The sequence below is a fragment of the Blastococcus sp. SYSU DS0510 genome (genome assembly GCF_054050835.1).
Genome location: NZ_JBJHAC010000025.1, coordinates 61378 through 73376 on the forward strand (window position 1 = coordinate 61378; position 11999 = coordinate 73376).

11 protein-coding genes are annotated in these 11999 nt (G+C 77.0%); 7 read left to right on the plus strand and 4 right to left on the minus strand.

Translation table 11 applies throughout. The features are described 5' to 3' along the window. The first annotated feature begins 69 nt into the window (after positions 1 to 69). The 4 genes from ACI79P_RS18255 to yczE all read left to right on the plus strand — a co-directional run bounded on the left by ACI79P_RS18255 (position 70) and on the right by yczE (position 6458). Positions 70 to 1746 (plus strand): diguanylate cyclase, encoded by a 1677-nt coding sequence (locus tag ACI79P_RS18255; RefSeq protein WP_456582481.1) that lies wholly within the window; start codon positions 70 to 72, stop codon positions 1744 to 1746. Between the two features lie 92 nt (positions 1747 to 1838). After that, on the plus strand, positions 1839 to 4433 hold the full coding sequence (locus ACI79P_RS18260; RefSeq protein ID WP_456582482.1) for a diguanylate cyclase domain-containing protein: 2595 nt from the start codon (positions 1839 to 1841) through the stop codon (positions 4431 to 4433). Further along, complete coding sequence (gene larC / locus ACI79P_RS18265; RefSeq protein WP_456582483.1) at positions 4430 to 5635, plus strand: nickel pincer cofactor biosynthesis protein LarC; 1206 nt, start codon at positions 4430 to 4432, stop codon at positions 5633 to 5635. The genes ACI79P_RS18260 and larC overlap by 4 nt, the downstream gene beginning before the upstream one ends. An 88-nt stretch (positions 5636 to 5723) precedes the next feature. Next, positions 5724 to 6458 carry a membrane protein YczE gene (yczE, locus tag ACI79P_RS18270; RefSeq protein ID WP_456582484.1) on the plus strand — a complete coding sequence of 245 codons (735 nt, stop codon included), beginning with the start codon at positions 5724 to 5726 and terminating at the stop codon, positions 6456 to 6458. On the opposite strand, the gene ACI79P_RS18275 is transcribed toward yczE, so the two are convergent. Next, positions 6351 to 7412, minus strand: coding sequence for an MFS transporter (locus ACI79P_RS18275; protein WP_456582485.1), 1062 nt, complete (start codon positions 7410 to 7412; stop codon positions 6351 to 6353). The genes yczE and ACI79P_RS18275 overlap by 108 nt on opposite strands. A 279-nt stretch (positions 7413 to 7691) precedes the next feature. Here ACI79P_RS18275 and ACI79P_RS18280 point away from each other — a divergent pair, with 279 nt between their 5' ends. Together ACI79P_RS18280 and ACI79P_RS18285 are read left to right on the plus strand one after the other, a co-directional pair. Beyond that, a complete protein-coding gene (locus tag ACI79P_RS18280; RefSeq protein WP_456582486.1) occupies positions 7692 to 9176 on the plus strand; it encodes a diguanylate cyclase domain-containing protein in 1485 nt (494 codons plus the stop codon). 97 nt (positions 9177 to 9273) lie between these two features. Then, positions 9274 to 9870, plus strand: a complete 597-nt coding sequence (locus tag ACI79P_RS18285) for a TMEM165/GDT1 family protein (protein ID WP_456582487.1) — start codon at positions 9274 to 9276, stop codon at positions 9868 to 9870. Here the strand turns inward: ACI79P_RS18285 and ACI79P_RS18290 are convergent, their stop codons facing one another. Then, entirely contained in the window at positions 9871 to 10758 is an 888-nt protein-coding gene (locus ACI79P_RS18290; RefSeq protein ID WP_456582488.1) for a haloalkane dehalogenase, read from the minus strand. Positions 10759 to 10865: 107 nt separating this feature from the next. Then, a complete protein-coding gene (locus ACI79P_RS18295; RefSeq protein WP_456582489.1) occupies positions 10866 to 11426 on the minus strand; it encodes a TetR/AcrR family transcriptional regulator in 561 nt (186 codons plus the stop codon). Between the two features lie 69 nt (positions 11427 to 11495). Between ACI79P_RS18295 and ACI79P_RS18300 the strand changes: the two genes are divergently transcribed. Further along, positions 11496 to 11876 (plus strand): hypothetical protein, encoded by a 381-nt coding sequence (locus ACI79P_RS18300; RefSeq protein WP_456582490.1) that lies wholly within the window; start codon positions 11496 to 11498, stop codon positions 11874 to 11876. 13 nt (positions 11877 to 11889) lie between these two features. Here ACI79P_RS18300 and ACI79P_RS18305 read toward each other — a convergent pair. Next, the coding region (locus tag ACI79P_RS18305; protein ID WP_456582493.1) for an integrase core domain-containing protein at positions 11890 to 11999 on the minus strand (110 nt) is incomplete at its 5' end.

Consider the following 11999-nt stretch of genomic DNA (forward strand, 5'->3'; position numbering starts at 1 on the left):
CGGCCCGGTAGGGGTGTCGGGAACCGGCAGGACCGGCCCTCCGGGGCCCCACCGCGGAGGGAGGGATGCGTGACCGCCCGTCCGGCCCGCGTCGCTCCCGGCGCCCTGCAGACCCTCCTGTGGCGGCTGCTCGACGCCAGCGACCGGGAGGACCACGCCCCCTTCCTCGCCCTCGTCGACGAGGCCGACGAGGCCTTCACCGACGACCTCGGCGCGCCCTGGCCGGCCTGGCGGCACGCATTCGGCGCCCGCCGCGCCCTGGTGGACGGCGAACCCGGCGCGGCCGCCGCCGGGATCGCGGCCGCCCGCGAGCAGCTCGACGCCTGCCCGGTGTCGGCCGAGACGGCGCTGCTCATGGCCTACCTGGCGCACGTCGAGACGACCGCCGACCACCTCGACTCCGCGATGCTGCTCGCCGTCGACGCCAGCCTGCTCACCGACGGGCCGTCCGCGCCGCCGTCCCGTGCCCTGCTGCAGGCCCACCGCTGGCTGTCGATGGCGCTCTCCGGCCTCGACCTGGAGGAGCTCGCCGTCCACCACGCCGTCCGCGGGCACCAGGTGGCCGCGGCCCTGCCCGACGTCGACGACCGCGGGCGGCTGCTGCTGCTCTCGGCCCGCCAGCACGTCGAGCTCGCGCAGACGATGCGCCGCCGCGGGGAGACCGAGCGCTCCGCCGAGCTCGCCGGCGAGGCGATCACCTGCGCCACCGGCGCGCGGGAGCTGGACTGGTCGCCCGACCAGGCCGACGCCGACCTGCTCGACGTGGTGCAGGCCTGGGCGCTGATGTGCAGCGGCGACCCGGACGCCGCCCTCGGGCCGCTGCGCCGCGTGCGGCGCGCGCTGCAGCGGGACGGCGGCCCGTGGCTGCGGGGGTACGCCGACCTGGCGCTGGCCCGGGTGCTCTCGGCGCTCGCCGCGCGCGACGGGCGCACCGCTCCCGGCGAGGAGGCGATCGACCTGCTGGTCGAGGCCTCCGGTGCCTTCGCCGCCGCCGGTGACCGCCGCCGCTACCGGCAGAGCCTGCTCGAGCTCGGGCAGGGCAACGCCGACCTCGGTCGCCCCGCCGAGGCGCTGCACTGGCTGGAGGCCTACCGCGCCGACACCGGCCGGGCGCACGCCCGCGGCCGGGCGCTGTGGGCGGAGATGTTCGTCCGCCGCAGCCGGCTGCGCGAGGCCGAGCGCCAGGAGGCGGTGCTCCGGCGGCACGCCCTGGAGGACCCGCTCACCGGGCTGGGCAACCGGCGCAGCGCCGAGCGGCGGCTGGGCGCCCTGCGGCTGGGCGAGGAGCCGCTGTCGCTGGCCGTCGTCGACGTCGACCGGTTCAAGGAGGTCAACGACGACACGTCGCACACCCACGGGGACGCCGTCCTGCGCCGGGTCGCCGACCTGCTGCGCGAGCACAGCCGCACCGGCGACGAGGTCTACCGCTGGGCCGGTGACGAGTTCCTCGTCGTGCTGCCGACGGCGACCGAGGCGCAGGCCGTGGTGGTGATGGAGCGGCTGCGCTCGGCGGTCGCCGAGGCCGACTGGCGGGACCTGGAGCTCTCCGCGCCGGTGACGGTCAGCATCGGCGTCGCGACCGCGCCCGCGGTGACCGACGGCCAGCCGAGCCCGGTCACCGGCTGGCGGTCGCTGTTCGACACCGCCGACCTGCACCTCTTCTCCGCCAAGCGCCTCGGCCGCAACCGGGTCCGCGCGCACGGGCCCGCCGAGGTCGGGCCGGCGGATCGCGGGGCGAGTGCGTGACCATCCTGCACGCGTGGGGCGGGAGGGACGAGGGACGGCGCGTTCAGCGTGACCTCCTCGACACTGTCGGTGACGACCTGCACAGTGCGCTCGTGCCACCGGGAGCCCTGCACCACCGGGTGACCGCCGCCCTCAGCAACTGGCAGCTCGACGACGCCGAGCAGCTGCTCGCCGGGGTCGAGCGGGACCCGTCGCCCTACGTCGCGGCCACCCCGGCCGCCGACGCGCCCGAGGGCGCCCCGGTGTCGCTCGGCCGCGCGTGGGCCGACACCCTGCGCGCCGAGCTGCTGGTGCGCCGGCTCCGCGTCGCCGGGTTCACGCTCGTCGGCGACCCGGTCTCCGCCGCCGAGCCGGCCCTCGACCTGCACGCGGGCGTCGCCGGGCTGATCGACGGCGCCGACGAGGGCTCCCCCGACGGCACCGAGCCCGACCCGCGGTCGGAGTCCGCCTCGCGCGCGGCGCTGGCCATCGCCCTGGTCCGCTCGGCGAAGGCCGCGTTCGACGCCTCCGACGACGCCCTGCAGCGCGCCGCCGGCCTGGCCCGGCACGCCCGCATCGAGCTGCTCTCGCGCCGGATCGACGCCGCGATGGACGAGGCCGTCGAGGCCGCCAGCCTGCTCGACCCGGGGCTGGCGCCCAGCCCGCTGCTGGTGGACACGCTCGGGACGCTGGCCGGGGTGCTCGCCGACCTGGAGCTGATGCCGCTGGCCCTGGACTACCAGCGCCGCTCGCTCGAGGCCGCCCAGGCGGTCGCCACCGGCCCCGCCGCCGCGGAGGACGACCCGGACGTGCTCGTCGCCGTCGCCGCCACCCGCCTCGGCGAGCTCTGCGCCGAGCTGGGCGAGGGGCTCCTGGACGACGGTGCTCCCGAGTCGGCCGCACCGTACTTCGCCGAGGCCCGCGCGCTGGCCGAGCAGGCGCTCGTGCAGCTGCCGCCGGACTCCCCCGGCGTCGTCCCCGCCCAGGTCGTGCACGGGTGGGCCCTGGTCGGCATGGGCGAGCAGACGGCCGCGGTCGGGCCGCTGCGCGCCGCCGTGCGGCTCTCCGCCGCCACCGCCGACCGCGACCGCATGGCCTCGGCGCAGCTGGCCCTGGGGCGCGCGCTGCGCCGGCAGGGTGAGGGCCACGCCGCCGACGAGCACCTGGTCGCCGCGCTGACCCTGGCCACCGAGCACGGCCTGCCGCGGCTGCGCCGCGCCGCCCTCCGCGAGCTGTGCACGCTGCACGCCGACCTCGACGACGCCGGGCGGGCGCTCCCGTACCTGCAGGCCTACCTCGCCGACGAGCTGGACCGGGTCGACGAGCGGCGCACCCGCTGGGTCGAGCTGTTCGGCCGGCGCAAGAGCCTGCTGGAGACCGAGCGCGCCGCCGGTCAGCTTCGCCGGCAGGCCTACGAGGACCCGCTCACCCACCTGCCCAACCGGCGCTACGCCGAGGCGCGGCTGGACGGGCTGCTGGCGGCGGGCGACGTCCCGGCGCTGGCCGTGGTCGACGTCGACACCTTCAAGGCGATCAACGACACCGCCGGGCACCCCGCCGGCGACGCCGTGCTGCGGACCATCGGCGAGCTGCTGGTCGCCGGAGTCCGCGACACCGACGAGGTGTGCCGCTGGGCCGGCGACGAGTTCGTCATCCTGCTGCCCGAGACGACCGCCGAGCAGGCCGAGCGGGCGCTGGAGCGGATCCGGGCCTCGGTCGCCCGCTACCCGTGGGTGGATCTCGGCCTGGACGTCCCGGTGACCATCAGCGCCGGCATCGCCTCGGCCACCCGGGGTGACGACCGCAAGACCCTGTTCGCGGCCGCCGACGGCGTGCTCTACGAGGCCAAGCGCGGCGGCCGCGACCGCGTGGTGCGGCTGTCGGCGCTCACCCAGACGCGAGCCACCGACGGCGTCGCGCAGCCGTCCCCCGCCGCTCCCGTGCGCCAGGTGCCCGACGGGCCCGGCCCGGCGGAGGACGCCGCCCGCGCCGCCGCGGCCGTCCGCGAGGAGGCGGCCGGCTTCGCCGCGCTGCTCGGCGACGCGCACGCCCCGCTGGGCACCGCGCGCCCGGGGGAGCCGCTGCTCGTGCCGACCGCGCCCGCGCACCGCCCCGCCGAGGAGGTCGGCCCCGCGGTGGTCCGGGCTCCGGGCCGCACGGTCGACGAGGTGCTGGCCCTGGTCCGCCAGGCGCGCCGCGACACCCCCGACCGCCCGGTGCTCGTGCTGCGCGCCGCCGCGGAGACGCTGGTGGCGGTGGCCGGCGAGCACGGACCGGCCACCACCATGGACGGCGCCGCGATGGCCGCCGTCGTCGGCCCGCTGCCCGAGCCGGCCGGCCGCACCACCGTGCTGCGCGCCGCGGGCGCCGACCCCGTCGTCGCCGCGGAGGCGGCGTTCGTGGCCCGGGCCTCCGGCACGGAGGTGGTCCGCGTCGAGGACGGCTCCGTGCCCGACGGCACCGACTGCCTGGTCGTCGTCGCCGGCGCCGACGCCGCGGTCGTGACCTCGCTCGCCGCGCGCACCGACGTCCCGGTGGTCGCGGTGCCGACGTCGGCCGCGCACCCCGGCGGCCTCGGCGGGCTGGGCGCGCTCGTGTCGATGCTGCACCCCGCGGGGACCGGCGTGGTCGTCACCTCGGTCGACGACGGCTGCTCGGCCGGCATCTTCGCCGCCCGCGTCGCGCGGAGGAGCGCGCGGCGGCCGTGACCATCGGCTGGCTGGACCTCGCGGCCGGGGCCTCGGGCGACATGCTGCTGGGCGCCCTCGTCGACGCCGGGGTGCCGCTGGACGTGCCGGCCGAGGCGATCGCCGCGCTCCCCGTCGAGCAGGTGCGGCTGACCACCGAGCAGGTGACCCGCCACGGGCTCGGCGCCACCCGGGTGCACGTGCACGCGCCGCCGTCGGACGTGCTGCGCACCTGGGCCGACGTCCGGGCGCTGCTGCACTCCTCGGCGCTGCCCCCACCGGTGCGCGACGGCGCGCTGGCGGTGTTCCAGCGGCTGGCCGTCGCGGAGGGCCGGGTGCACCGCATCGACCCGGAGCGCGTGCACTTCCACGAGGTCGGGGCGCTGGACGCCCTGGCCGACGTCGTGGGGGTGGTCGCCTCCTTCGAGCACCTGGAGCTGTCGCGGCTCACCGCCTCGCCCGTCGCGCTGGGCAGCGGCTCGGCCCGCGGGGCGCACGGCGTCGTCCCGATCCCGGGCCCGGCGGTGCTGGAGCTGCTCGCCGGGGTGCCGGTGCACGCCGGCGCGGTGCCGGCCGAGATGTGCACGCCCACCGGCGCGGCCCTGCTCGCCGCCCGGGTGGAGGAGTGGACGACGCTGCCCGCGCTCCGCGTCGAGCGCGTGGGCGTGGGCGCCGGCGGCCGCGACCCGGAGCAGCTGCCCAACGTCGTCCGGCTGGTGCTGGGCGAGCCCGCCGAGCCCGCGCCGGCCCGCCCGGTGGTCCTGGAGGCCAACGTCGACGACCTCGACCCGCGGCTGTGGCCGGGCGTCCTCGACGCCCTCCTCGCCGCCGGCGCCTGGGACGCGTGGCTCACCCCGATCCTGATGAAGAAGGGCCGCCCGGCGCACACCCTGTCCGCGCTGTGCCCTCCCGAGGTGGTGGCCGCCGTGCAGGCCGCCGTCTTCGCGACGACGTCGACGATCGGGCTGCGGGTGGTCGAGGTCGGCAAGGTCGCCCTGGAGCGGGCGCACGCCACGGTCGAGGTGCTCGGCGCCCCCGTCGGCGTGAAGCTCGCCGTCTCCGGCGACCGGGTCGTGAACGTGAGCGTCGAGTACGAGGACGTCGCCGCGCTGGCCCGCGCCCGTGAACTGCCGGTCAAGGAGGTCCTGCGCGCCGCCACGGCCGCTGCGGAGGCGGCCCACCCGGTCGGCCCGCCGGCCGAGCCGCCCCCGCTCCGGGGCTGACGCCTCTCGACGAAGGCCGTCCAGGGCAGCAGGCCACCTCCGCGATTGGCCTGCGGCCGGCCGGCCGCGACCGGGTGAGGATGACGTGGTGATCGACCGCTTCCTGCTGGCCGGCGCGCCCGCCACCGTCGCGGGGACGCCCCGGCGGCTGCTCCAGCTCTACGCGGGGCTGGCCCTCTACGGCGCCTCCATGGCGCTGCTGGTCCGCTCCGCGCTCGGCGTGATGCCGTGGGACGTGCTCCACCAGGGGCTGGCGGGCCGGCTCGGCTGGACGATCGGGACGGTCACCATCGCGGTCGGGGTCCTCGTCCTCCTGGCGTGGATCCCGATGCGGCAGCGCCCCGGCCTCGGCACGGTCAGCAACGTCGTCGTCATCGGCCTCGCCGTGGACGCGACCCTCGCCGTCCTGCCGGCACCGACGGCGCCGGCCGCCCGCGTCGGGTTCCTGGCCGCCGGGGTGCTGTTGAACGCCGTCGCCACCGCCGCGTACATCGGCGTGCACCTGGGCCCGGGGCCGCGCGACGGGCTGATGACCGGCCTGGTCCGGTGCACCGGGCGGTCGGTGCGGCTGGTGCGGACCTCCGTGGAGATCGCCGTCGTGGCCACCGGCTGGCTGCTGGGCGGCACCCTCGGGATCGGCACCGTCATCTACGCGCTGGGGATCGGCCCGCTGGTGCAGGTCTTGCTGCCGCGGCTGTCACTGCCGCTGGCCGGATCAGCCCCGGCGGCGCAGCCCGAGCACCACGACGGGGACGACGGCGAGCACGAGCAGCGCGACCGCCCCGCCGCCGCCACCGGCCCAGGCCGCGAAGACCAGGAGTGACGACAGCTCGACCCCGGCACCGGCGACCGAGGTGATGGTCGCGCGGTACGGGCCGCTGATCCGCCGCTGCAGCTCGGCCTCCGCGGCCACCAGCACCGCCAGGTAGACGCCGTAGGCCAGGCCCAGCACGACCACCACCGGCGGCCCGGCCGTCGCGGCGGCGAGCAGCAGCCCCGCCCCCGCGGCGACCAGCAGCCCGCCCAGCACGCGGCCCGGAGGGCGCACCAGCCGGCCGCCGAGCGCGGCGCCGGCGGCCCCGGCGAGCGAGACGACCAGCACGGCCGCCGGGACCGCGAGCCCGGGCACGCCGCGCTCGGCCACGAGCACCGGGAAGTACTCCTCGATCGCGTCCAGGCCGCCGACCAGGGCCACGGCCAGGACGGCGGCGAGCAGGGCCGGACGGCGCAGCAGCGCGCCGGGGCCCGGGGTCGGCTCGTCGTCGTCCCCGCCGTCGACCGCCGCCTCGGGGAACCGCAGCGCCAGCCCGGCGGCGGCCAGGCAGACGACCGCGCTGACCCACCCCACCAGCGGGTAGCCGCCGAACGCGTGCAGGACCGTCGCCGCGAACGCCGTCGGCACCTGCACGAGCAGCTCGGCGGCGGTCATGGCGGCGTTCACCCGGGCGAAGCAGTGCGCCGCGCCGACCTCGGCCAGCCCGTCGTGCACGAGGGCCTCCGCGGTGCCCGACGTGCCCGCGCCGCCCAGGCCCCAGAGGACGAAGCCGAGCGCGAAGGCGCCGGTCGAGGGGGCCGCCGTCCAGACGACGAAGGCCGCCGCCTGGAGCACCCCGGCGAGCACGAGCACGCCCCGCCGGGACCACCGGTCGGCGAGCAGCCCCGCCGGCACCTCGGCCACCAGGCCGGTGACCGACCAGAGGCCGAACAGCACCGAGAGCTCGGTGGCGGACACCCCGGCGTCGAGGAACAGCAGGGCGTACAGCGGGTACAGCGGCACCCACTCGGAGAGCGCGGCCCAGCCGATGGCGAGGCGGGCGAGCGGCCTGGCCGCCGGGGGCAGCGGGGGCGGTGCGGATCAATGTCGGCGCATGACCGGGACGGTAGACCCGACGGCGCCCCGGCGCACCGGAGTTCTCGACCAGGGGAATGTCCGGGGGAGCCGCGGACCTACCCGTGCGGGGGAATCGACACGCCGTCCCTCAACCAGGCGGCGGCGCGCGCCGTTGCGAGACTGGACGGACCGGATGCGCCGGCCACGTCGGCGGGGGGACACAGGATGACCAGCACGGCCGGGCACACGCCGGCGCCCGGGCATCCGGACGTGGACCTCCCCCTCATGGACGCCGACCCCGCGCTCGAGGGCCTGGTGCGGGTGGCCGCCGCGGTCACGAACATGCCCTCCGCCGCGGTGATCACCATGGACACCGCCGTCATGCACGTCATGGCGGTCCACGGCTTCCGGGGCGCCGCCTGGCCGCGCGCGGGCTCGATCGTCGCGACGGTGCTCGAGCGGGGGTCCGGCGTCCAGACCTGCGACGACCTGACCGACGACCCCGGGTTCGCCCGCAGCCCCTGGGTGGACGGCCGCCGGGCGCGGATGCGCGCCTTCGGCACCGTCCCGGTGGTCGTCGACGGCCGCACGGTCGCCGCCATCTGCGTCTTCGGCTCCACGCCGCACGCCTTCACCGACGAGGAGCGCGCCCGGCTCGCCGACGTCGCCGCCGCCGTGGGCACGCTGGTGCGGGCCGCGCAGCAGACCCGCGAGCTCGCCGACCTCGCCGCCGCCAGCCAGCTGGCCCGAGCCGAGACGGCGCGGGCGCACCAGGAGCTCGCCCGCTCCACCGCGTTCACGCAGTCGCTGCTGGAGGTGCTGCCCGTGGGGGTCATCGGCGGGGACGCCGAGGGGCGGGTCACCCTCTTCAACGCCGCCGCCCGCGCCTGGCACGGCCTCGACGCCGACCCGACGGTCGCGGTCGAGGACATCCCGAGGACCTTCGGGCTCACCGACGTCCACGGAACGCCCCTCGCCTACGGCGACGTGCCCTTCAGCCGGGTCTACACCGAGGGCCGCGTGGACGACGCCGAGATGGGCATCGCCCTCCCCGACCGGCCCCTGCGCAGGGTGTCCGGTTCGGGCGTCCAGGTGCACGACGCCGACGGCTCGCTGCTGGGCATCGTCGTCACCCTCACCGACGTCACCGAGCAGCGGGCGCTCGAGGAGGCGCTGCGGGACGCCGCGCTGCACGACCCGCTCACCGGCCTGCCCAACCGGAACCTGCTGCTCGACCGGCTCGACCAGACCCTCGCCGCCGCGGAGCGGGCGCGCCGGCAGATGGCCGTCCTCTACTGCGACCTCGACGGGTTCAAGCCGGTCAACGACACCGCCGGGCACGCCGCCGGGGACGAGGTGCTGGTGGTGGCCGCCCGCCGGCTCGCCGCCGCGATCCGCCCCGGCGACACCGTCGCGCGCATCGGCGGTGACGAGTTCGTCGTCCTGTGCCCGGAGGCCGGCTCCCAGCGGGCCGCCCAGGTCATCGCCGACCGGATCACCGCCGCCTTCGACGAGCCCCTGCGCCAGGCCAACGGCGCGGAGCACGCCGTCGGCATCAGCATCGGGGTGGCGCTGTGCGGTCCCGGCGAGACGCCGGACTCCGCGCTGGCCGCCTCCGACGCCGCCATGTACCGGGTCAAGGCCGCCCGGCGGGAGGCGCGCGTCCCCACCCCGCGACCGGAGCCCGGCCCCGTCGTCCCCGCTCCCTGACCCCACGTCGCGCACCGCTCGACGGCCGCTACCGTGGTCCACCGAGAGGTCGCCTGCCCGAGCCCCGCCCGGCAGTGCCGTGCGAGAAGGGTTCGTCGTGATCTGGTCGGTCGTCCTGGCCGCGTTCGTCCTGGTGCTGCCGGTCGAGCTCCCTGACAAGACGCTCTTCGCCAGCCTGGTGCTGGCCACCCGCTTCCCGCCACTGCCGGTGTTCGTCGGCGTCGGCACCGCGTTCGGCCTGCAGGTGGCGATCGCGGTCACCGCGGGCTCGCTGCTGTCCCTGCTGCCCCAGGCGCTGGTCACCGGCGTCGTCGCGCTGCTGTTCCTGGTCGGCGCGGTGATCCTCTGGCGCAGCGCCACCGCGGGCGCCGAGGACGCCGGCGAGGCCGCCGACGTCCGCGAGCAGACGTCGTTCCTGCGGGCGGCCGCCATCTCCTTCGGCGTGCTCTTCGCCGCCGAGTGGGGCGACCTGTCCCAGCTCGCCACCGCGGGCCTGGCCGCGCGCTACGACGCGCCGCTCTCGGTGTTCGTCGGCTCCTGGGCCGCCCTGCTCGTCGTCTCCGGCCTCGCCGTGTTCCTCGGCAAGAACCTCGCCGACCGGCTGCCGATCGCGCTCATCCGCCGGGTGGCCGCGGGGCTGTTCCTCGTCTTCGCCGTCGTCGCCGCCGTGGAGACCGTCCGCGCGCTGGTCTGACTACGCGAGCGTGCGCAGCCAGTCGGCCACCGCGCGCCCGATCTCGTGCGGCGAGTCCTCCGGGACGAAGTGGCTGCCCGCGACGGTGACCTCGGTGAGCGCCGGCCAGCTGCGCACGAACTCCCGCTGGCGGCCGACCAGGATCGAGCCGGGGTCGGCGTCGATGAACAGCTTGGGGACGTCGCTGCCGGCCAGCCACTCCCCGTACTGCTGCACCCGCTCCACCACGGCCGCCGGCTCCCCCTCGATCGGCAGCTGACGGGGCCACTCGAGCGTCGGCCAGCGGTCCTCGCGCCCGGTGAACGGCGCGCGGTACCGGTCGTGCGCCTCGGGGGTGAGCCCGCGGGCCACCGACGCCGGCAGGATCTTCTCGACGAACACGTTCTTGTCCAGCACGGCGGCCTCGCCGTTCGGGCCGCGCATCAGCTGGAAGATGTTGCGCGCGTCGGCGGGCCAGTCGTCCCAGGTGACCGGCATGACGATCGCCTCGGTGAAGGCGATGCCGCGGACCCGGTCCGGGTGGCGGGCGGCCCAGTCGAAGCCGAGCCCGGAACCCCAGTCGTGCAGGACGAGCGTGATGCGGTCGCCGACGAAGACCCGGTCCAGGAACTCCTCCAGGTAGGCGGCGTGCGTGTCGAACGAGTACGTGCCCGGGGCCGGGTCGGGCAGCTTGTCGGACTCTCCCATGCCGATGAGGTCGGGGGCGACGCAGCGACCGAGGTGCTGGACGTGCGGGATCACGTTGCGCCACAGGTAGGACGACGTCGGGTTGCCGTGCAGGAAGACGATCGACTCCCCGGTGCCGACGTCCACGTACGCCATCTCGGCGTCCTTGACGGTGATCCGCGTGCGCGGGAACGGGTCCTCGGGGGAGATGGCGTCCGGCATGCGCCGATCCTCACACGGACCGCGGCCGGTCCGCCCGGTCGGCCCGGACGGCGCCGCAGGCCTGTTCCTGGCGTTCGCCGTCGCCGCCGTGGAGACGGTCCGCGCCCTCAGCTGACCGGCGGAATCAGCAGCGCCAGCCGCTCCACCAGCGCCGACAGCTGCCCGTCGAGGTCCGGCCAGCCCGGCGCGGGCGCGGCCGACCGCAAGGTGACCACGCCGTGCAGCGCCGTCCACACCAGGGTGGCCTCCTCGCGCGGGTCGAGGCTGCGGGATCGGCCCGCCCCGACGCAGGCCTCGATGCCCTGCACCAGGACGGCGAACGCCATCTCGGCGCTGTCGGGCTTCCGCGGACCGAACATGGCGCGGTACCGCGCCGGTGCGGCGAGGCCGGCCAGCACGTAGGTCCGGCACCCGGCGAGCAGCCGTCGCACCGGGTCGGACTCGCGCTCGACGGCCTCCAGCACCGCCGACCGCAGCTGCTCGAAACCCTCGTCCAGGACGGCGCGCAGCAGCTCGTCCAGGTCGGCGAAGTGGCCGTAGACCGCGGGTGCGCTGACGCCGGCCTCGCGCGCCACGCCGCGCAGGCTCACGGCGGCGATCGAGCCCTCGCGCTCGAGCAGCGTGGTGGCCGCGGCGACGAGGTCGGCACGGAGGTCGCGGGCGGGCACGAAAACACTTTACAGCCGTTAAGGAACGGGCCTACGCTGCTTTACACCCGTTAAGTCGAAGGAGGAGTCATGGGCCTGATCCCCGACCTCGCCTGGACCTCGCCCGCTCCGGGCCCCGGACCCGGCGTCGTCGTCGACACCCGCCTGCACCTGCGGCGGCTCCGGGACGTGCCGATGTTCTTCCGCACGTCCCTCGCCACGTACCGGCAGGCCGTGCGGAGCCCCGGTGCCCGCTCGGTGCGCATGCGCGCCCAGCCGCTGGCGCGCCGGTTCACGACGGTGTCGTGGTGGGACGACGCCGGGGCGGCGCGGGCCTTCGCGATCGCGGAGCCGCACCGCTCGGCGATGCGGTCCTGGCGCCCGCGCATGGACCAGGCGGACATCACCTGGCGGCCGGGCGTCGCCGGCGAGATCCCGGCGCTGGCGGGCGTCGAGCCCACGACCTCCTAGATGTACCCGGCCATCAGGTTGGTGCCAGACGGCTGATCGGGGGCTTGCCGCCGAGTGCGCTGTGACGGCGTCGAGTGTTGTAGTCCTCGATCCACGGGGCAAGGGCGGCAGCGCGCTCATCGT

Coding starts and splice junctions, on each gene's coding strand:
- ACI79P_RS18280 (WP_456582486.1), top strand. CDS start 7,692: ATGACCAGCACGGCCGGGCACACGCCGGCGCCCGGGCATCCGGACGTG.
- ACI79P_RS18290 (WP_456582488.1), bottom strand. CDS start 10,758: ATGCCGGACGCCATCTCCCCCGAGGACCCGTTCCCGCGCACGCGGATC.
- ACI79P_RS18300 (WP_456582490.1), top strand. CDS start 11,496: ATGGGCCTGATCCCCGACCTCGCCTGGACCTCGCCCGCTCCGGGCCCC.